Here is a 20,612-nt window from a genome sequence, read left to right on the forward strand (position 1 = left end):
CCGTTCAGGACTGCTTGGGGTCGTCGCCGTTCTCGCGGCGCTTGAGCTCCTCCTCGCGGCGGCGCAGATCCGCCTCCCAGTCCTTGAGGAGTGCCTCGTCCTTTACCTCTTTGGAAGGTGCGGCCTCGTCCTTGAGGGACTTGAGGAAGTCGGGGTTGTCGTCGGGCGCGACCCACTCCGTGCGGTTGCGGTGCCGCTCGGAGGATGTGCTGCCGTCGGCGGAGACCTTGCGCGCCCGACCGGCGACGAGCCAGGCGACCGGGCCGATCAGCACCTCGCCGAAGAGCAGCACGATGATGATCCACACCACCTTGGGGAGGTGTTTGACCTCCTGCTCAGGGGTGTTGAGGCAGTCGATGAAGGCGTAGATCCACAGCGCCAGGACCAGCAGGAAGGGCAGATACCGGAGCATGGTGGTGCGATCCCCCCGGGGGAGCGGTGGCGGGGCGCCGTGGGCCCCGGTGACGGATACAGGGTAGTGGGTGGCCGATACTGGTTGGCATGGCTTACGACGATCTTCGCTCCCTGCTCCGGGCGCTGGAGCGCGAGGGAGACCTCAAGCGCATCAAGGCCGAGGTTGATCCGTATCTGGAGGTCGGGGAGATCGTCGACCGCGTGAACAAGGCCGGGGGTCCCGCGCTGCTCTTCGAGAATGTGCGCGGATCCGCGATGCCGCTCGCGATGAACGTCTTCGGTACGGACCGCCGGCTGCTCAAGGCGCTCGGCCTGAAGTCCTACGCGGAGATCAGCGACAAGATCGGCGGGCTGCTCAAGCCGGAGCTGCCGCATGGCTTCGTCGGTGTGCGGGAGGCCTTCGGGAAGCTCGGCACGATGGTGCACGTGCCGCCGAAGAAGGTGAAGGACGCGCCGGTGCAGGAGGTCGTCCTGCACGGCGACGACGTGGACCTGGACCAGCTGCCGGCGCTGTTCACCTGGCCGGAGGACGGCGGTTCCTTCTTCAACCTGGGTCTCACGCACACCAAGCATCCGGAGACGGGCGTACGCAACCTCGGTCTCTACCGCCTGCAGCGCCACGACAGGCGCACCATCGGCATGCACTGGCAGATCCACAAGGACAGCCGCAACCACTACCAAGTGGCGGCCAAACGCGGTGAGCGGCTGCCGGTCGCGATCGCCTTCGGCTGCCCGCCGGCCGTCACATATGCGTCCACCGCGCCGCTGCCCGGTGATATCGACGAGTACCTCTTCGCGGGCTTCGTCCAGGGCAAGCGGATCGAGATGGTCGACTGCAAGACGGTGCCGCTGCAGGTCCCGGCGAACGCCGAGGTCGTCATCGAGGGTTGGCTGGAGCCCGGCCAGATGCTCCCCGAGGGTCCCTTCGGCGACCACACCGGCTTCTACACCCCGCAGGAGCCCTTCCCGGCACTGACCATCGACTGCGTCACGATGCGCAAGCGCCCGCTGCTGCAGTCGATCGTGGTGGGCCGGCCGCCGACGGAGGACGGTCCGCTGGGCCGGGCCACGGAGCGGTTCTTCCTGCCCCTGCTCAAGATCATCGTGCCGGACATCGTGGATTACCACCTGCCCGAGTCCGGCGGCTTCCACAACTGCGCGATCGTCTCGATCGACAAGAAGTACCCGAAGCACGCACAGAAGGTCATGCACGCCATCTGGGGCGCGCACATGATGTCGCTGACGAAACTGATCGTCGTCGTGGACGCCGACTGTGACGTCCACGATCTGCACGAGGTCTCGTGGCGGGCGCTCGGCAACACCGACTACGCCCGTGACCTGACCGTCGTCGAGGGCCCGGTCGACCACCTCGACCATGCCTCGTACCAGCAGTTCTGGGGCGGCAAGGCGGGCATCGACGCGACGAAGAAGCTCCCCGAGGAGGGGTACGTACGGGACGGCGGCTGGCCGAACATGGTCGAGTCCGACCCGGAGACGGCGGCGAAGGTCGACCGCCGTTGGAAGGAGTACGGCCTGTGAGCAGTGCCGCCGCCGCAGTCCCGCAACCCGGTGGGACCAAGGCCTTTCTCCGGCTGGTGATGATCGAGCACTCGGTCTTCGCGCTCCCTTTCGCCTACATCGCCTCGCTGACCGCGATGTTCCAGCTGGACGGGAACATCCACTGGGGGCGGCTGCTGCTGGTGACGATCGCGATGGTGGGTCTGCGCACCTTCGCGATGGCCTGCAACCGCATCATCGACCGCGAGATCGACGCCCGTAATCCGCGTACCGCGGGACGCGAGCTGGTGACCGGCGCGGTCTCGGTGAGGTCGGCCTGGACCGGCGCACTGGTCGCCGTGGTCGTCTTCCTCGGGGCGGCCGCCGCGCTGAACCCGCTGTGCCTCGCGCTCGCCCCCATCGCGGTGATCCCGATGGTGGTCTATCCGTACGGCAAGCGGTTCACGAACTTCCCGCACGCCATCCTCGGACTCGCCCAGGCGATGGGGCCGGTCGGCGCATGGATCGCGATCACCGGCCAGTGGTCCTGGGACGCGGTGATCCTCGGTCTCGCGGTCGGCGTCTGGATCGGCGGCTTCGACCTGATCTTCGGCTGCCAGGACGTTCAGGCGGACCGTGCGCAGGGCGTGATGTCCGTCCCGGCCCGCTTCGGCATCCCGGCCGCGCTGTACGGCGCGCGCGTCTCGCATGTCGTCACCACGCTCCTGCTGGTCTGGTACGCGCTGGCCACGGACGTGGGCGGGTTCTTCTGGCTGGGCCTGGTGATCGTCGTGGCGGCGTTCCTGTACGAGCACACGATCGTGACGCCGCACAATCTGTCCCGTCTCAACCGTGCGTTCTTCACGGTCAACGGCTTCATCGGGATCGCTCTCTTCGCGTGTGCGTTGCTCGATCTGCTGGTGCGCGGCCTGACCGTGTAGCCATGGCGCACGTGACGGCTGAAGACCGCCGGCCGCCGGATATGGTCAGAGGTGTGGAGCCTGTGGAAGTGAAGAGCCGTCAGCCGTGGGTGGTGGGGGTCTCCGGCGCGTCCGGGACGCCGTATGCCGCCGCTGTACTGCGCGGGCTGCTGGCCGCGGGCGAGAGCGTGGACCTGGTGGTCAGCCGCGCCTCGCGGCTGACGCTGCTCGACGAGACCGGGATCGCCTTCCGCGACGCGTACTGGCGCGAGGATCTGCGGGAGTGGCTGGCGCGCGGGGCCGACGGGAAGCCGGGCACCTTCCGGGTCGATGTCGATGCCGTACGGTACTGGGCCGCGGGGGATCTGGCCGCCGGGCCTTCGTCCGGTTCGTATCCGGTGAAGGGGATGCTGATCGTGCCGGCGTCCACGGCGTGTGTGGCCGGGGTGGCGCTCGGGCTCTCGAAGGACCTGCTGCAGCGCGCGGCGAGCGTGACACTCAAGGAGCGGCGGAAGCTCGTGGTCGCGGTGCGGGAGACCCCGCTGAACGGGCAGACCCTCAAGCATCTGGTGACACTGGACGAGGCGGGCGCCGTGGTGCTGCCCGCCTCTCCGGCGTTCTACGCGGGGGCGACGCACATCCAGGATCTGGTGGACTTCGTCGCTGGGCGGGTGCTGGACGCGGCAGGGGTGCCGCATCAGCTGTACCGCCGTTGGGAGGGAGAGCTGGGTGGCTCTCGTACGGATTAGCCCGGGTTAGCGCTTCTTGGCGCGGCGAGCCGTGCGGGTCTTGTCGATCCGGTGGGCGGCAGCGGGCTGATGGGCACGCGAGCGGTTGGCCAGCTCCTGCAGCTGTCGCATGTGGGCGTGGGCCATCTCGATCGAGTACACGGTGTCACTCCTGAAGTTTCGAAGGATCATTGCTGATCGTCTGAAAGATTTGCAGGGTGTTGACCCTGTGTGCCTTAGATTCTATACGTAAACTTGCGAGATCGCTGAACAATGGAAGGGTCCAGGCATATGGACGCGGTGGACAGGCAGCTCATCCAGGCGCTCAGGGAGAACGGCCGGGCTTCGTACGCCGAGCTCGGCCGGCTCGTCGGGCTCTCGGGGCCCTCCGTCACCGATCGCATCAACCGCCTCGAGGCGGCAGGCGTCATCACCGGCTACCGGGCCACCGTCGACGCCGCCTCGCTCGGTCTCGGTGTCACGGCACTGATCGGGATCTCGCTCTCCGACGCGGCCGACCATGAGGATGTGGCGCGCCGACTGAAGGACCTCGCCGAGATCGAGGACTGCTGGTTCATCGCGGGCGACGACTCGTACATGCTCAAGGTGCGGGCCGACAACGTGGACGGTCTGGAGAAGACGATCCGCCGGCTCTCCGGCACGAGGGGTGTCTCCCGTACGCGTACCACGATCGTGCTTTCCACCAAGTGGGAGAACCGGGTCGGCGATCTGCCCGAGGAGGGCTAGGCGTACGGTGGTGGAGCCTCCGGGGGGTCCCGGGGGTGTCCCCTCGGGACAGCACGGCGCAGACATATGGGAGGCGGCCTAAGTGACTGCATCTATTCAAGATGTGGGCCTCAAGCGCGAGCTGGAGGAGAAGGTCAGGGCCGGCGAGCGGCTGACCCGCGAGGACGGCATCGCCCTCTATGAGTCGGACGACCTGGCATGGCTCGGCGGACTCGCGCACGAGGTGCGGACGCGCAAGAACGGTGACGTCGTCCACTTCAACGTCAACCGCCACCTCAATATGACGAATGTGTGCACCGCGTCGTGTGCGTACTGCTCGTTCCAGCGCAAGCCGGGCGAGAAGGACGCGTACACCATGCGCATCGAGGAGGCCGTCCGACTCGCCAAGGCGATGGAGGGCGAGAACCTCACCGAGCTGCACATCGTCAACGGGCTTCACCCCAACCTGCCGTGGCGGTACTACCCGCGCTCGCTCAGCGAGCTCAAGAAGGCTCTGCCGAACGTCTCCCTGAAGGCCTTCACCGCCACCGAGATCCACCACTTCGAGACCATCTCCGGGATGTCCGCCTCCGACATCCTCGACGAGCTGATCGAGGCTGGTCTGGAGTCGCTGACCGGCGGCGGCGCGGAGATCTTCGACTGGGAGGTCCGGCAGCACATCGTCGACCACCGCACCCACTGGGAAGACTGGTCGCGCATCCACCGCCTCGCGCACTCCAAGGGGCTCAAGACCCCGAGCACGATGCTGTACGGCCATATCGAGGAGCCCCGCCACCGCGTCGACCATGTGCTGCGGCTGCGTGAGCTGCAGGACGAGACCGGCGGTTTCCAGGTCTTCATCCCGCTGCGCTACCAGCACGACTTCGTGGACATGCAGGACGGCAAGGTCCGCAACCGGCTGCAGGCACGGACGACGATGGCGACCGGTGCCGAGGCGCTGAAGACCTTCGCGGTCTCGCGGCTGCTGTTCGACAACGTGCCGCACGTCAAGGTGTTCTGGGTGATGCACGGTGTGCAGACCGCGCAGCTCGCACTGCAGCACGGCGCGGACGACATGGACGGATCGGTCGTCGAGTACAAGATCACGCACGATGCGGACAACTACGGCACGCCGAACAAGCTGACCCGCGACGATCTGCTGGACCTGATCCGCGATGCGGGCTTCCGTCCGGTGGAGCGGAACACGCGCTACGAGATCATCCGCGAGTACCCGGGCCCGGACGCGGATCGGCGCGAGTCGCCGCAGCCGATGCGGGTCTGACCGCCCCCGCTCCCAACTCCCCGACTCATCGGGAAGCCCCGGTCGCAGGCCGGGGTTTCCCGCGTTCTGGACACGGCTTGAGCATCGCCGCTTGTAATGACTAGCCTCGCCCCATGGGCCTTACCTTTGAGCTGGATCCACCGATCGACCGTCCCCTGCGGGACGGGGTCGTCTCGCTCTGGGCCGACGTGTCCAACACCGGCGGCGCCGTCGGCTTCGTGCCGCCGGTGACCGACGACGCCGTGCGGCCCGAGTTCGTGAAGCATCTCGTCGCGATGGCCGAGGGACGCACCCGGCTGCTCGTCGGCTACGACGACGAGGGCGCCGTCGCGGCCACCGCCTTCTTCACGTACAACACGCACCGGCTGATGCTGCACTGGGTCTGGCTCTACACGGTGATGGTGCACCCCAAGCACCAGGGCAAGGGGTACGGGCGCGAGCTGATGGCCGCGGCCGCCGAAGCCGCCCGGAGCTTCGACGGTATCGAGGCGATACGGCTCACCTGCCGCGGCGGCACCGGAGCCGACCACTTCTACGCCGCCTGCGGCTACAAGGAGGTCGGGCGCGTGCCCGGCGGGATCCGGGTCGCCGAGGGCGACGACCGCGACGACATCGTGATGCTGCTGCCGCTGATCTGAACCCCCTTGAATCGGACAGGACGGGGCGTGCTTCACTGGACGGGCACGACCTGTCGTACGAAGAGAGAAGGCCCGCCGTGTCCGCTGCCAAGTCGAGCGCCGCGATCCGGTACACCACGATGCGCCTCGCCATCTTCATCGGCTGCTTCGTTCTCGTGGGCACCCTGGTCCAGGTCGGCGTACTGCCCAAGGGGCTTGGCGACTCCAACTTCGTCTGGGTGATCCTGCTCGCGCTCGTCCTGTCCGCGCCGCTCAGCTTCATCCTGCTGCGCAAGCAGCGTGACGCCATGTCCGAGCAGATCGTCGGCAAGGTCGACCAGGCCAAGGCCAGGCTCGAGGCCAACCGATCGCAGGAGGACGGCGCCGTCCAGTAGACGCCGCGTCAGCTTCTTCACACTCAACCCGCGCCCCGGCAGGAGCAGTCGCTCCACTGCCGGGGCGTCGTCGTTCCCGGCGCGCCAGGCATGCCCCGGACCCCAAGAGGAGCTTTGAGGTTCTCAAAGTTCAAGTGTTAACGTGTTCGATGTGAAGACAGCAGTGCGCCACCACGACGCCGTGAGCATCCCGCTCGTGGCGCGCCTGCATGTCGATCTGTGCCGCTGTATGTCCGCGGTCTGTTGCCGCTCGGTCTGATCCCGGCATCACAGCGGCGCTGCGCACTGCGCATGGGCGCCGCACCCCCGTCCCCGTATGTCTTCGATGCGCCATATCTGGAGTGTGTCCTCCGTGTCCGCGAACACCGTGTCCACCACGGCCGGAAAGCCCTCGGGCTCCGGTTTCCGTATACCCAAGGTCCCCTTCTGGGCCCAGATCGCCGCCGGTCTGGCGCTCGGCGTCCTGCTGGGCTGGCTCGCCCGCAGTCAGGACATCGGCTGGCTGAAGGACACGCTCGACCAGGTCGGCTCGATCTTCGTCCAGCTGCTGAAGCTGGCCGTCGCGCCGCTCGTCTTCTTCGCGATCCTGGTGTCGATCACCAACCTCCGTAAGGTCAACAACGCCGCCAGGCTGGCCACCCGCACGCTTCTCTGGTTCATGATCACGTCGCTGATCGCGGTCGCCATCGGCCTCGCGATCGGCCTGCTCACCAACCCGGGCGCGGGCACCGGGCTTACGCCGAAGGACGGCAAGGCCCCCGAGCACCACGGGACCTGGATCGACTTCCTCACCGGAATCATCCCGACGGACATCGTCACGCCGTTCGCCACGCTCGAGGTTCTCCAGATCGTCTTCCTGGCCGTCGTCGCCGGTATCGCCGCGCTGGCGCTCGGCGAGAAGGCCAAGCCGATCCTCACGCTCAGCGAGGCCGTGCTCGAGCTGCTGCAGAAGGCGCTGTGGTGGGTCATCCGACTGGCGCCCATCGGTACCATCGGCCTCATCGGCTTCGCCATCGCCGACTACGGCTGGAACCTGATCAGCAAGTACGCGACGTTCACCGCGGACGTCTACATCGGCTGCGCGCTGGTGCTGTTCGGCGTCTACCCGCTGCTGCTGGCGACCGTCGCCAAGGTCAACCCGGTCCAGTTCTTCAAGGGCGCCTGGCCGGCCATCCAGCTGGCCTTCGTCTCCCGCTCCTCGGTCGGTACGATGCCGGTCACCCAGAAGGTCACCGAACGTCTCGGCGTACCGAAGGAGTACACCTCGTTCGCCGTTCCGTTCGGCGCGACGACCAAGATGGACGGCTGCGCCGCGATCTATCCGGCGCTCGCAGCGATCTTCATCGCGCAGATCTTCGATGTGCAGCTCGGCGTCCAGGACTACCTGCTGATCGCCTTCGTCTCGGTCGTCGGCTCGGCGGCCACCGCCGGACTGACCGGCGCGACGGTCATGCTGACGCTGACCCTCTCCACGCTGGGTCTGCCGCTGGAGGGTGTGGGTCTGCTGATGGCGATCGACCCGATTCTGGACATGATGAGGACTGCCACGAACGTCGCAGGCCAAGCGCTGGTTCCGGTCATCGTCGCGGCCCGCGAGAAGATCCTCGACCACGACGCGTACAACTCGGCGACGTCCTCGCCGATCGACGAGTACGACGTCCGCGAGGCCGAGCAGAAGGTGGCCGTGCCGGTCGCCGCGTAGGTCACAACGGTCTGAGACATCTGTGCCCGCACCCGGACCTCCGGGTGCGGGCACAACCGCTGTCGCGGGGCCGCCGTTCCGCAACGCGGGCTTTCGGCCGTTCTGGCCTTTCAGTCTTCCTTCGGGCCCGCCCGCAGTGCCTTTGGCATGTGAACCGCGGGGGTCGGTTCAGGGATCGTGGCCACCCGCTTCGCGGCGAATTTACGGTTGGCGACCGTCTGCTTGCGATAGGCGTCGGGAAGGTCGGGCATCGCCAGTAGGCGGTCGCACGCCTGGAGCGACCCGGCGTAGTCGCCCACCCAGTAGGCAGTGATCGAGAACTCGAACAGTAGTCCCCAGCGGTACACCCACGGCTGGATGAACAGCAGGTCGTCCGGCGGCTCCTGGCCCAGCCCGGCACGGACGATCGCGTGCGCGGCATGATGGCGGCCCAGTTTGCGCAGCCGCGCGGAGAGTTCGTAAGACGCTTCGAGCCGCTGTGGACGCGATTCCCAGGCGCGGGAGAAGGCGTCCATCGCTCCCGGCCAGTCGTCGGAACCGTCCTTGAGAATTCCGACCTGCAACAGCGAGTAGTACACCTCTTCGACCCAGCCCCCCATCGCGGCGCGGCGCTCGTACAGGGTGATCGCCTCGTCGGTGTTGCCCATGTCGCGCATGGTCTGTGCCAGGTAGAAAACCGTGCGGGTATTGGCGGGGTCGCGCTCCATCTCGGCGCTCAGCAGGCGCGCGTCGCGCTCGAACTTGTCGTGCCGTGAACCTCCGTCGTGGAAGTCCTCGATGACGAGCGCGTCGAGATTCTCCTGGTCGTGCCGCTGGTCGGCGGTGAGGTACTCGTGGGTGACGCCTTCGTACCGCCAGGCGATGTCGCCGCGGACCAGGCGCCTGATGCGGTACTCGGTCGCGCCTTCGTGACGCAGCATGTAGGCGTCGGCGGTCAGCCGGGGCAGCGGGCCGTCCCGGCGGATCACGAGGTCGGCGTCGAGGAGGAGCAAATAGTCGGCCTTGCGGTGGGCGTGCCTGATGTTCAGGGTCCGGTTGTGGCCGAAGTTGACCCAGGGCTCCTCGTGCAACTCGCCCGGGATGCCGTGCATCGCCGTACGGATCAACTCCTGGGTTCCGTCGGTCGAACCGGTGTCGGAGATCACCCAGGTGTCCACCAGGTCACGCACTGAGGCGAGGCATCGTTCGATGACTTTCGACTCGTTCTTGACGATCATGCACAGGCACACGGACGGCTTCACTGCATCACCACTTCCGGCGGGTCGGTCCGGCGGCGACCCTATGCAGCGGACTCAGTGGCGCGGAGACGGCACGCCGACGGCCCGTGCCGGTTCGCTGCCGCGTACGCACCCATTGGTGTGTCGCTCATAGGCCATTGCGTTGATAACTCTGGAAGGCCCTCAAGGCGTTGCGTCCGCGAACCGATGATGCCGAAGGAAGCCCGAACTCGCTTCCGGAGCGTCACTCGAACTGGTTCAAAAAGGAGCAGTGTATGAGTCCTGAACACAGGACCAAGTCCCCGCTGGGCCCGCTTCCAAGGCGGCGTGCCTGGCTGACCGGCGGCACGATCGCGTCGATCGCGCTCGTGCTTACCGGGATGGCGAATCCCGCGATTGCCGCCGCGCAGGCCACCAAGGCGAACTCTGACGTTGTCGCGGCCGGCCAATCGGACAGGGATAGATGCGATAACAGAACGAAGGCGCAGCCCCGGGCGGAGACAGCGCCGCAGGCAGTGGGCGGCAAGGACAAGTGCAAGGTGGGCCCCACCGGGCCTACGGGTCCCAGAGGGCGCAAGGGGGCCACGGGGCCCACCGGGCCCACGGGAGACACGGGTCCCACGGGTCCGACCGGGGCCGATGGTGTGGACGGTGCCACGGGTCCGACCGGGCCGACGGGCGACACGGGGCCGACGGGTGACACCGGGCCCGCTGGTCTGGACGGTCTGGACGGCAACACGGGTCCGACCGGTGCGACGGGTGACACGGGTCCGACCGGGCCGACCGGGGCCGATGGTGTGGACGGTGCCACGGGTCCGACCGGGCCGACGGGTGACACCGGGCCGACGGGTGCCACGGGTCCGACCGGGCCGACGGGTGACACCGGGCCGACGGGTGACACGGGTCCGACCGGGCCGACGGGTGACACCGGGCCGACGGGTGACACGGGTCCGACCGGGCCGACGGGTGACACGGGTCCGACCGGGCCGACAGGTGACACGGGTCCGACAGGTGACACGGGTCCGACGGGTGACACCGGGCCGACTGGGCCGGCGGGTAACACCGGGCCCACCGGGCCGAGGGGTAACACCGGGCCGACCGGGCCCACCGGTCCCAAGGGACACTGCAGTGACACCGAGAGCTACAGTGTCGAGGTTCCGGTAATTGGCACGGTCTGGCACCACATCGTGCTCATCGACGGCGTTGCGTACGACCTGAACGTCGCGACAGGGGTCCATACCAACCTCAGCGCCCTCGCGGAGTTCCCGGAGGACGTCTGCGGCCTGGACGTCGAGGTGAACGGCCTCATTGTCACCGTCAGGGTGGTGGCCGGGGACGGGAGCATTTGGGTGATCACCGGCACCATCAACCCGGCCGACGGTAGCGTGACCTTCGTTGGCCCGTGGGTCCAGGTGGCACTGCCGCCGCCGCTTTTCCGGACGACCGAGTTGAAGGGTCCCCTGGCTCCCAACAGCGAGATGAACTATGGCCTGATGGGTATGGACCGCCCCTGACCCCGTCGGCATCATGACGACGCGTGCTGTGCCCGTTCTCGGGTACAGCACGCGTCTTCTTGTGCGGCTCCAACTGAACCTACGCCCAGGGCAAGCGCTCACAGCGTTGCTCTCGGCCTTGCTCACCGCTCCGCGTCACCGCCGCTGTGAAGGGGCCGTAGGCTTACCGCGGAGTTGGGGTGTGGGGCGGGGAGGATGTCTGACATGGGTGCTGTGAACGGCATGAAAAGCAAACGCATGCCGCGCGCCGTGCGCGAGCGGCAGATGATGGACGCGGCCGTGCGGACCTTCGGGCAGCGCGGCTACCGGGCAGCCTCGATGGATGAGATCGCGGAGCTGGCCGGGGTCTCCAAGCCGCTGGTCTATCTGTACTTGAACTCCAAGGAAGAGCTCTTCACGGCGTGCATCCGGCGCGAGGCGGAGGCCCTGATCGTCGCCGTGCGAGCGGGAGCCGAGCCGGGCCTCGCGGCGGACCGTCAGCTGTGGTCGGGGCTCGCGGCGTTCTTCACGCACACCGCCGAGAACCCGGACGGCTGGGCCATCCTGCACCGGCAGGCGCGTACGCACGGAGAGCCGTTCGCCGCTGAAGTGGCGGCCATGCGGGACGAGATAGTGATCTTTGTGACCGGGCTGATCGGGGCCGCGGCACGCGAGAGGCAACACAACCCGGAGTTGGCCGGCCGGGATGTCGGGGGGCTGGCGCAGGCGCTGGTGGGCGCGGCGGAGTCGCTCGCAGGGTGGGCGAACGAGACCGAGGGCGTCTCGGCGAAGGAAGCGGCGGGGACGCTGATGAACTTCGCCTGGATGGGGCTCGGGGACCTTATGAAGGGTCAGCGCTGGTCTCCCCGGTGAGGTGGACACGGTCGCCGCTGCGGAGTTGGAACGCCGAGCCGTCGGCCGTGTATGTCACGGTCGTGGGGAGCGGTACGGGTGCCTTGAACTCCGCGCGTACGTACGTCACTTGATCCGGATCGGCCTCGGCGAGGCAGCGGGCGAAGGTCCACATGCCGTGCGCGATCGCGCGGGGAAAGCCGAAGAGCTTCGCCGTCAGCGGATGAAGATGGATGGGGTTGCGGTCGCCGGACACCGCGCCGTAGCGGCGTCCCAGGCCGGCGGGCAGCCGCCACTCGGCGACCGGGGGCAGGGCCGGTACGGGGGTGGCCTCGCGAGGAGCGTCGGGACCGTCGTACGTGGTGCCGTGCCGGGCGAGATAGCCGCTGCGTGACTCCCGCACCAGTTCGCCGTCCAGCCGCGCCTCCGTCACCACGGTGACTTCGGTGCCGCGCCGGTGTGGCGTCAACTCCTCGGCGTACAGGATCAGTTCGTGGCTTTCCTTGGCATGTGTCGCTCGGTGCCGGGTGATTTCGATGCGTGTGTGGACCAGGCCGAGGAGAGGCAGCGGGAAGCGCCGGTCCGCCATCAGCCGCAGCGCGAGCGGGAATCCGACTATGCGCGGATAGGGGAGGGGCAGCGGGTCCGTCTGCCGGAAACCGCAGATCTCTGCGTAGGCGACGAGGCGGGCCGGACTGATCCGTACACCCCGCTCCGCCAGCCGGGTCGCGGGCAGCCGGGCCTCCGCCTGGACCTTCCGCTTCAATGGCGAGGTCAGTGCCCCGCAGGCCAGGGTCAGCGCCGGCAACGGCCCTTCCAGGGACGGGTGTTCCGGGCTCTAGTGGTGCAGAGGTGCCGACCCCGGTCGCCGGTCCGGGAAACGGCCGGATGCTGTGCGAGAGAAGTGTGGATGGCGGTCGGCCATGGTCCAGGCTCCCTGTGCGGTCGTGGATTTACTCCGAAGTAAGGTTACTCGGGAGTCAGTAACTGGTCGAGATGGTGCACGAGGTCGGCGAGTTCGGGGCGGAGCGGCGCCGTCCTGAAGCACGGCCGGGATGTGAACCTCGCCCGGGAGGCGACCGGGAATCAAGCTGCGCGGCGCGCCGCAACGGGCGGTCGACGCGGCCGACCGCCCGCTGTCACGAGCTCAAGAGGGCAGCGCTCGCACGGGACTTCGCGGCGGAGATCGAGGCGATGCACGCGAGGTCGGCCCGGTGACCTTCTGAGAAGGCCCGGTTGCCCAGAGTGCGGACGAACGGGGCGGCCGACGAGTGCGGTTCGCCACAATCGGGCCTCCGGGGCCGGGTCGTACGGTGGTAGTGAGGACGGCTCCGGTGACGGTCCTGAGCAGGATCGATGCGATTCGACCAGGAGCCGCGCGGGCTGATGCGGTCCGGTGGGCTGTGCCGCGTACAACAGGCGAGTTGGGTCAACGCTGGATAAACTCCTCGTTTGCCGTGCGCGGGATGGGGATTCGGCGCGCACTCCACACGACCGACGGAGAGTGAGAGATGCGTACGAGCCAGCCTGGCATCCACCGGAGCCAACCCGCATGGAGCGACCTGTCGGCCGACGATCGGTGCGCTGTATGACTATGGCCCCGGAGTCCCCGGCACTACTCGATCCGCTGCTCGACGAGGCACCGGCGCCCGCGCTCTTCACCGCGGGAGGTGCCGCCTCCGAGCGCACTCTGCTCGACATCCTCGACGAGACCGCACGCCGTCACCCGGACGCACCAGCCGTCGACGACGGTGACGCGCCGCTCACGTACCGCGCGCTGCTCGACGAGGTCGAGTCGCTGCGACTGCGCCTCGCCGCCGCCGGGATAGGCATCGGCGACCGGGTCGGCGTACGCGTGCCCTCAGGAACCGCCGACCTGTATGTCTCGATCCTCGCGGTGCTGGCGGCGGGCGCCGCGTATGTACCGGTCGACGCCGAGGACCCCGACGAGCGCGCAGAGCTGGTCTTCACCGAGGCGGCGGTGAGCGCCGTGATAGGCGCGGGCCGGGCCATCGAACCGTTCGGCACCGCGGCGGGTGCGGCGGGTGCCGGCCCGGGGCCGGAGGGTGCCCCCGGTGGTGCCGCCGCCAGTCGGCCGGGCCCGGAAGGCGCCCCGCGCGCTGCCGCCGCCAGTCGGCCGGGCCCGGACGACGACGCGTGGATCATCTTCACCTCGGGCTCCACCGGCAAGCCCAAGGGCGTCGCCGTCAGCCACCGCAGTGCTGCCGCCTTCGTCGACGCCGAGGCCCGGATCTTCCTGGCGAAAGAGCCTCTCGGCCCGGACGACCGGGTCCTCGCCGGGCTCTCCGTCGCCTTCGACGCCTCCTGCGAGGAGATGTGGCTCGCCTGGCGGCACGGCGCCTGCCTCGTCCCCGCACCCCGCTCCCTCGTACGCACCGGCCTTGACCTTGGCCCCTGGCTGGTCGAGCAGCGCATCACTGTCGTGTCGACGGTCCCCACGCTCGCGGCCCTCTGGCCCGCCGAGGCGCTGGACGACGTACGACTGCTGATCTTCGGCGGTGAGGCCTGCCCGCCCGAGCTTGCCGAGCGGATGGCCGTCACGGGCCGCGAGGTCTGGAATACGTACGGCCCGACCGAGGCCACGGTCGTCGCCTGCGCGGCACCGCTGACCGGCGAAGGGCCGGTACGGATCGGGCTGCCGCTGGACGGTTGGGCGCTCGCCGTCGTGGACGGCGCCGGCGACCTCGTCCCCATGGGCGAGACCGGCGAGCTCGTCATCGGCGGCGTCGGCCTCGCCCGCTACCTGGATGCCGGCAAGGACGCCGAGAAGTACGCGCCACTGCCCGCGCTCGGCTGGGCGCGCGCCTACCGCAGCGGCGACCTGGTCCGGGCGGAGGAGGACGGCCTGCTCTTCGTCGGCCGGGCGGACGAGCAGATCAAGCTCGGCGGCCGCCGTATCGAACTCGGCGAGATCGACGCGGCGCTGCAGGCGCTGCCGGGCGTCGCGGGAGCCGCGGCTGCGGTACGTACGACGGCGGGCGGGCATCAGCTGCTGGTCGGCTATGTGGTGCCGAGCGAGCCGGCCGCCGGTCGGCCGGCCGCCGGCGACCTGGCGATCGCGGACACCGCGGACGGCGCGGGCTGTGCGGCCCCTGGCCTCGTCGACGGCCCGGCCTCCGCCCCGGTGGCCGACGCCGACGTGCCCGGCGCCCCCGGCATCGGTGCCGTTGCAGACCGCGCCGACAGCGCACACGCCTCCAACGACGGGGGCGTCGGCGCTGCGCCCAGCCCGTCCGGCCTTGTGTCCGCGGCGGGCAGGGACGCCGATGCCGGCGTCGGCGTGTCGGATGGCGTGGGTTTTGCGGTTCGTAGTTTTGTCGGCGAAGGGGCCGTCGGCTCGTCGGTGCACCCTGGTGCCCGCGGCCTTGTGTCCGCGGCGGGCAGGGACGCCGATGCCGGCGCCCGCGTGCCGGATGGTGTGGGTTTTGCGGCTCGTGGTTTTGTCGGCGAGGCGGCCGCCGGCTCGCCGGTGCACTCTGGTGCCCGCGGCCTTGTGTCCGCGGCGGGCAGGGACGCCGATGCCGGCGCCCGCGTGCCGGATGGTGTGGGGCCTGTGGCTCGTAGTTTTGTCGGCGAAGTGGCCGCCGGCCCGTCGGTGGACTCTGGTGCCCCCGGCCCTGTGTCCGCGGCGGGCACCGACGCCGATGCCGGCGCGGCCTCCGGCGCCGCAGGCGGCACCCGCCCCGCCGACGCACCCGACGTCGTCGCCGGCGCGCTGCCCCTCGACGCGGATTCCTTCGACCAGGCCGACGCCCTCGCGCGCCTGCGCAAGGAGCTGCCCGCCGCTCTCGTGCCGCTGCTCGCCGTCGTGGACACCCTCCCGACCCGTACCTCGGGCAAGGTGGACCGGGCCGCGCTGCCGTGGCCGCTGCCCGCGCTGGACATTCCGGCCACCGGTCAGGCCGAGCTCACGGCCACCGAGGCCTGGCTGGCCGAGCAGTGGACCGATCTTCTCGGGGCGCCGGTGAACAGCCCCGACGCGGACTTCTTCGCGAGCGGCGGCGGCAGTCTGGCCGCCGCGCAACTGGTGTCCCGGATCCGGGAGCGGTACGCCGCCGGATCGGTCGGCGACATCTACCAGAACCCGACGCTCGGCGCGCTCGCCCGGACGCTGGAGGCGCCCTCCGCGGGCGCCGCGCCAGAGCGGGACGTGCGGCCGGTGCCGCGCCTGACCGGTGTCGCGCAGGTGCTGCTGATGCTGCCGCTGCTCGGCGTCGCCGGGCTGCGCTGGGGCGTGGTCGCGGCCGCGGTCAGCAATGTCATCGGGCTGCCGTGGGCGCCGACGGTGTCCTGGTGGTGGGTGGCGCTCGGCTGGCTGCTGCTCGTCAGCCCGCCAGGACGGATCGTGATCGCGGCGGGCAGCGCGCGGCTGCTGCTGCGCGGGCTGCGCCCCGGCACGTATCGGAGAGGCGGCAGCGCGCACCTGCGGCTGTGGACGGCGGAACGTCTCGCCGAGCTGAGCGGCGCGACCAGCCTCGCCGGGGCGTGGCTCACGTACTACGCACGGGCGCTGGGCGTCCGTATCGGCGAGGGCGTCGATCTGCACGCCCTGCCGCCGGTGACCGGCATGCTGCGGCTCGGCAAGGGCTGCGCGGTCGAGCCCGAGGTGGATCTGTCCGGGCACTGGCTCGACGGCGACCGGCTGCATATCGGCGCCGTCCGTATCGGTGCCGGAGCCACCGTCGGCGCCCGCAGCACGCTCTTCCCCGGCGCGCGGATCGGCAAGCGGGCCGAGATCGCCCCCGGGTCGGGTGTGACGGGCGCGGTCCCGGCCGGCGAGCGCTGGGCCGGCGTGCCGGCGGCCCGCAAGGGCAAGGCCAACCGCCGTCTGCCCGACGGCCGCCCGCTGCGCAAGCGTCGCTGGACGGCGGTCTACACGCTCACCTCGCTGGTGCTCGGGCTGCTGCCCGCACTCGCGGCGCTGCCCGGCCTGCTGGTGGTCGGCCTGTTTGTGCACGGCCGGACCGGCCTCGGCCAGGCGCTGACGGCCGCGCTGACCGCCGTACCGCTCGCGACGGTCGTCTCCATGATCACGTACGCGCTGATCGTTCTCGCCGGTGTGCGCCTGCTCAGCATCGGGCTGCGCGAGGGCTACCACCCCGTCCACGGCCGGATCGCCTGGCAGGCGTGGGCGACCGAGCGGCTGATGGACATGGCCCGGGTGCACCTCTTCCCGCTGTACGCGAGCCTGTTCACGCCCGTGTGGCTGCGGGCGCTGGGCATGAAGGTGGGCCGCGGCGTCGAGGCGTCGACCGTGCTGGCGCTGCCCGCGATGACGACGGTCGGCGACGGCGCGTTCCTCGCCGACGACACGATGGTCGCCTCGTACGAACTCGGCGGCGGCTGGCTGCGGATCGCCGAGGCGCGGGTGGGCAAGCGGGCCTTCCTCGGCAACTCCGGTATGACGGCCGCGGGCCGCTCCGTGCCCAAGCGCGGCCTGGTCGGCGTGCTGTCGTCGACCCCGAAGCGGGCGAAGGCGGGCAGCTCCTGGCTCGGTATGCCGCCGATGAAGCTGCCGCGGGCGGCCGAGGGAGGCGATCAGAGCCGTACCTTCGACCCGCCGAAGCGGCTGAAGTGGGCACGCGCGACCGTCGAGATCTGCCGGATCGTGCCGGTCATGTGCAGCGTGGCGCTCGCCGTACTCGCGCTCGCCGCCTTCGAGCTGCTGGCCGACCGCCTCGGCCTCGCGCTCGCGGTGCTGAGCGGCGGCGCGGTGCTGCTCGCCGGCGGAGTGGTGGCCTGTGCCGTCGCGATCGCGGCGAAGTGGCTGCTCGTCGGCCGCTTCCGGGCGGTGGAGCACCCGTTGTGGTCCTCCTTCGTATGGCGCAACGAGCTCGCGGACACCTTTGTGGAGGTGCTCGCCGTGCCGTGGCTGGTCGGCGCGACCGCCGGCACACCGCTGATGAACCTGTGGCTGCGCGGGCTCGGCGCCCGCATCGGCCGCGGAGCCTGGTGCGAGACGTACTGGCTGCCGGAGGCCGACCTGGTCACCGTCGGCGTCGGTGCGAGCGTCAATCGCGGCTGTGTTGTGCAGACGCACCTCTTCCACGACCGGATCATGCGCATGGACAATGTCGTTCTCGGAACGGGCGCGACGCTCGGTCCGCACGGAATCGCGCTGCCCGGCGCGGTCATCGGCGCCCGGGCCGCGGTCGGTCCGGCGTCGCTCGTGATGCGTGGTGAGCGAGTGCCCGCGGGCACCCGCTGGCTGGGTAATCCGATCGCGGCGTGGAAGCCGTAGCAGAACACGCGCAAGACAGGTAAGACGGGCGAGACCGGCAAAACGAGCAAGACGAGCAAGACGCAGAGGACGCACAAGGGTGACGGATTCGTACCTGCCGCAGCACGGCGACAGCGGCTACCGGACGACGGAGTACGACCTGGAGCTGGACTACCGCCCGCACGCGGGCCGGCTCTCCGGCCGGGCCAGGATCACCGCCGTCGCCCGGCGCCCGCTGTCCGAAGTCGTCCTGGATCTGGGCCCGTTCCGGATCAACCGCGTCACGGTGGACGGCGCCCGCCCGGCCCGGTACACGCACCGCGCCGACAAGCTGCGCGTACGGCCCGCCAGGCCGCTGCGCGCCGGGGCGCCCTTCACCGTCGAGGTGCGCTACACCGGCGTCCCCCGCCCCGTCCGCACGCGCGACTGGGGCGACCTCGGCTGGGAGCAGCTGGAGGAGGGGGCGCTGGTGGCCTCCCAGCCGAGCGGTGCCCGGTCCTGGTTCCCGTGCAACGACCGCCCGGACGACAAGGCCGTCTACCGGATCGCGGTGACCACTCCATCGCCGTACACCGTGGTCGCCAACGGCTCCCTCGTCTCCCGGACGATCAGTGCCTCCACCACCACCTGGGTGTACGAGCAGTCGGCGCCGATGGCCAGCTATCTCGCGACCGTCCAGATCGGACCGTACGAACTGGTCGACGTGGCGCATGCCGGGCGGGTGCCGCAGCCGGCCGCCGTGCCCCGCGGGCTGCTCAAGCGCTTCGAGTACGACTTCGCCCGGCAGCCGCAGATGATGACGGCCTTCACGGACCTCTTCGGCCCCTACCCCTTCGACGACTACGCGGTCGTGGTGGTGGACGAGGAACTGGACGTGCCCGTCGAGGCGCAGGGCCTGTCGATCTTCGGCGCCAACCATGTGGACGGGCGGCGCGGCAGCGAGCGTCTGGTCGCGCACGAGCTGGCCCACCAGTGGTTCGGCAACAGTCTGACCGTCGCCGACTGGCGGGACATCTGGCTCAACGAAGGCTTCGCGAAGTACGCGGAGTGGCTGTGGTCCGAGGTGTCGGGCGGGCCGTCGGCGGCGGCTCTCGCGGCCAAGTCCCGGGCCCGACTCGCCCTGATGCGGCAGGACATCAAGATCGGCGATCCGGGCCTGCGGCGGCTGTTCGACGACCAGGTCTACGAGCGCGGCGGCCTCACGCTGCATGCGCTGCGTACGGTGATCGGACACGCGGCCTTCGTGGCGGTGCTGCGCGAGTGGACCGCGACCCATCGGCACGGCACCGTGACCACCGAGGAGTTCATCGCCCTCGCGCAGCGGCACTCGGCGCATCCGCTCGACGGGCTCTTCAGGATGTGGCTGTACGACGAGAAGCTCCCGGCCCTGCCGCAGCCGCGGCGCTGAGGGGTTGGGCGGTCCTGGTCGCCTGCGGCGGGCCCCCGGGCCCCGTACGCCGGCGGGACACATCAGCCTCGCCGGCGATTGATGCGCGAGGTCCGGGGCGGAGCCCCGGTCATGGGCGGGCCGCGCGCCAGTCGCGTACGACAGCCTCGACGTCGAAGGGTTTGAGCCCCAGCGGCGGGCCCGGCGGCGGGCGGCGGATCGCCGCTTCGATCTTCTCGTTGACCTCGGTGAGGATGCGCCGTACCCGGTCTTCCGTCGCGGCGCTGTCGACCGCCTCCCGCGCATCTTCGGCCTCCTTGCGCAGGGCGAGCGTCGGAGGCAGGACGGAGACGCCCTCGCGGTGCAACTTGCCCTTGACCCACCACAGTTCGTCGTACGGGGCGCTGTCGTCCGGCAGCGGCTTTCCGAAGCCGGCCAGGGACGAGAAGTCGCCGCGGTCGGTCGCTTCCCGGATCTGCCTGTCCACCCACGACTCGAAGCTGACGCCGGGGGGTTTGCGCTCGGTCACGGTCGGCTCCTCACGTCTCGTCCTTCCATCGTAGGAGCGGAGCGTGCGGTGACCGGAAAGGCCGCCCCCGGTATACCCCGGGTACAAAGGCAGGAGCCCCGATCCATACGGAACGGGGCTCCTTGGTACTGCTGAGTCGTGCGCGATCGCCGACCCTGGCTGACTAGGCCGGGGTGACGTTCTCCGCCTGCGGGCCCTTCGGGCCCTGGGTGACGTCGAAGTTCACGACCTGGTTCTCCTCGAGAGAGCGGAAACCAGACGCGTTGATCGCGGAGTAGTGGACGAAGACATCCGGGCCGCCGCCGTCCTGGGCGATGAAGCCGAAGCCCTTTTCAGCGTTGAACCACTTGACGGTTCCGGTAGCCATAAGCCCTCCTTGGGCCAAAGGGTTGCCCTGCTCCAGAACCTGCAAGAAGTCTGAAAACTACAAAAGCCTGCGGGTTACATGCTCCGCAGGCTCTGTACTGCAAGGGAAACCAAACTGCAACTTGCGTCGAGCCTAGCACGCAGCGTGTGCGCAGCGGTAGAGGGAAAGATCACGTCACCCGTGAGTTTGATGAGACCCAAATCGGCTGACGGTGCAGCTCGGACGGGGGGCAGGAAGTCGTACGG

At 69.6% G+C, this 20,612-nt stretch carries 18 protein-coding genes and 1 pseudogene; 13 read left to right on the forward strand and 6 right to left on the reverse strand.

What is annotated here, in order from left to right; all coding sequences use genetic code 11:
• Positions 1-4: 4 nt before the first annotated feature.
• A complete protein-coding gene (locus OG735_RS24895) occupies positions 5-412 on the reverse strand; it encodes a PLD nuclease N-terminal domain-containing protein (RefSeq protein WP_327325381.1) in 408 nt (135 codons plus the stop codon).
• A gap of 89 nt (positions 413-501) precedes the next feature.
• Between OG735_RS24895 and OG735_RS24900 the strand changes: the two genes are divergently transcribed.
• The 3 genes from OG735_RS24900 to OG735_RS24910 are packed head-to-tail and all read left to right on the forward strand — an operon-like array spanning position 502 to position 3,580.
• Positions 502-1,953, forward strand: coding sequence for a menaquinone biosynthesis decarboxylase (locus OG735_RS24900; RefSeq protein WP_327325382.1), 1,452 nt, complete (start codon positions 502-504; stop codon positions 1,951-1,953).
• Positions 1,950-2,852 (forward strand): menaquinone biosynthesis prenyltransferase MqnP, encoded by a 903-nt coding sequence (mqnP, locus tag OG735_RS24905; RefSeq protein WP_327325383.1) that lies wholly within the window; start codon positions 1,950-1,952, stop codon positions 2,850-2,852. The genes OG735_RS24900 and mqnP overlap by 4 nt, the downstream gene beginning before the upstream one ends.
• Before the next feature lie 41 nt (positions 2,853-2,893).
• Positions 2,894-3,580, forward strand: a complete 687-nt coding sequence (locus OG735_RS24910) for a UbiX family flavin prenyltransferase (RefSeq protein WP_327328443.1) — start codon at positions 2,894-2,896, stop codon at positions 3,578-3,580.
• 6 nt (positions 3,581-3,586) lie between these two features.
• Here the strand turns inward: OG735_RS24910 and OG735_RS24915 are convergent, their stop codons facing one another.
• Positions 3,587-3,721, reverse strand: coding sequence for a hypothetical protein (locus tag OG735_RS24915; protein ID WP_327328649.1), 135 nt, complete (start codon positions 3,719-3,721; stop codon positions 3,587-3,589).
• A 129-nt stretch (positions 3,722-3,850) separates the two neighbouring features.
• Between OG735_RS24915 and OG735_RS24920 the strand changes: the two genes are divergently transcribed.
• From OG735_RS24920 to OG735_RS24940, 5 genes are all read left to right on the forward strand, one after another.
• On the forward strand, positions 3,851-4,306 hold the full coding sequence (locus tag OG735_RS24920; RefSeq protein ID WP_327325384.1) for an Lrp/AsnC family transcriptional regulator: 456 nt from the start codon (positions 3,851-3,853) through the stop codon (positions 4,304-4,306).
• Between the two features lie 94 nt (positions 4,307-4,400).
• On the forward strand, positions 4,401-5,567 hold the full coding sequence (mqnE, locus tag OG735_RS24925; protein WP_327328444.1) for an aminofutalosine synthase MqnE: 1,167 nt from the start codon (positions 4,401-4,403) through the stop codon (positions 5,565-5,567).
• 113 nt (positions 5,568-5,680) lie between these two features.
• Entirely contained in the window at positions 5,681-6,205 is a 525-nt protein-coding gene (locus OG735_RS24930) for a GNAT family N-acetyltransferase (protein ID WP_327325385.1), read from the forward strand.
• A 77-nt stretch (positions 6,206-6,282) separates the two neighbouring features.
• A complete protein-coding gene (locus OG735_RS24935; protein ID WP_327325386.1) occupies positions 6,283-6,579 on the forward strand; it encodes a DUF4229 domain-containing protein in 297 nt (98 codons plus the stop codon).
• 352 nt (positions 6,580-6,931) lie between these two features.
• Complete coding sequence (locus tag OG735_RS24940; protein ID WP_327325387.1) at positions 6,932-8,281, forward strand: dicarboxylate/amino acid:cation symporter; 1,350 nt, start codon at positions 6,932-6,934, stop codon at positions 8,279-8,281.
• Positions 8,282-8,391: 110 nt separating this feature from the next.
• Here OG735_RS24940 and OG735_RS24945 read toward each other — a convergent pair whose 3' ends face one another.
• On the reverse strand, positions 8,392-9,522 hold the full coding sequence (locus tag OG735_RS24945) for a glycosyltransferase (protein ID WP_327325388.1): 1,131 nt from the start codon (positions 9,520-9,522) through the stop codon (positions 8,392-8,394).
• Positions 9,523-10,013: 491 nt separating this feature from the next.
• On the opposite strand from OG735_RS24945, the pseudogene OG735_RS42035 reads away from it, so the two are divergent.
• From OG735_RS42035 to OG735_RS24955, 3 genes and pseudogenes are all read left to right on the forward strand, one after another.
• Positions 10,014-10,556: pseudogene (locus OG735_RS42035) on the forward strand (hypothetical protein); the annotation flags it as partial.
• A 129-nt stretch (positions 10,557-10,685) separates the two neighbouring features.
• Positions 10,686-11,012: a hypothetical protein gene (locus tag OG735_RS24950; protein ID WP_327325389.1), complete on the forward strand. Its 327-nt coding sequence runs from the start codon at positions 10,686-10,688 to the stop codon at positions 11,010-11,012.
• 204 nt (positions 11,013-11,216) lie between these two features.
• The gene (locus OG735_RS24955; RefSeq protein WP_327325390.1) at positions 11,217-11,864 is read left to right on the forward strand and encodes a TetR/AcrR family transcriptional regulator; all 648 of its coding nucleotides are present in this window, start codon (positions 11,217-11,219) and stop codon (positions 11,862-11,864) included.
• Here the strand turns inward: OG735_RS24955 and OG735_RS24960 are convergent.
• Complete coding sequence (locus tag OG735_RS24960; RefSeq protein WP_327325391.1) at positions 11,833-12,651, reverse strand: MaoC family dehydratase; 819 nt, start codon at positions 12,649-12,651, stop codon at positions 11,833-11,835. The two genes, OG735_RS24955 and OG735_RS24960, sit on opposite strands and share 32 nt — an antisense overlap.
• Positions 12,652-13,437: 786 nt before the next feature.
• On the opposite strand from OG735_RS24960, the gene OG735_RS24965 reads away from it, so the two are divergent.
• Positions 13,438-18,105, forward strand: coding sequence for a Pls/PosA family non-ribosomal peptide synthetase (locus OG735_RS24965; protein WP_327328445.1), 4,668 nt, complete (start codon positions 13,438-13,440; stop codon positions 18,103-18,105).
• Positions 18,106-18,184: 79 nt separating this feature from the next.
• A complete protein-coding gene (locus OG735_RS24970) occupies positions 18,185-19,492 on the forward strand; it encodes a M1 family metallopeptidase (RefSeq protein ID WP_327325392.1) in 1,308 nt (435 codons plus the stop codon).
• Positions 19,493-19,601: 109 nt separating this feature from the next.
• Here OG735_RS24970 and OG735_RS24975 read toward each other — a convergent pair whose 3' ends face one another.
• Together OG735_RS24975 and OG735_RS24980 are read right to left on the reverse strand one after the other, a co-directional pair.
• Positions 19,602-20,000: a J-domain-containing protein gene (locus OG735_RS24975; RefSeq protein ID WP_327325393.1), complete on the reverse strand. Its 399-nt coding sequence runs from the start codon at positions 19,998-20,000 to the stop codon at positions 19,602-19,604.
• 163 nt (positions 20,001-20,163) lie between these two features.
• On the reverse strand, positions 20,164-20,367 hold the full coding sequence (locus OG735_RS24980; protein ID WP_003967102.1) for a cold-shock protein: 204 nt from the start codon (positions 20,365-20,367) through the stop codon (positions 20,164-20,166).
• Between the last annotated feature and the right edge of the window lie 245 nt (positions 20,368-20,612).

Origin of the sequence: Streptomyces sp. NBC_01210 (assembly GCF_036010325.1) — a bacterium.
Lineage (GTDB): Bacteria > Actinomycetota > Actinomycetes > Streptomycetales > Streptomycetaceae > Streptomyces.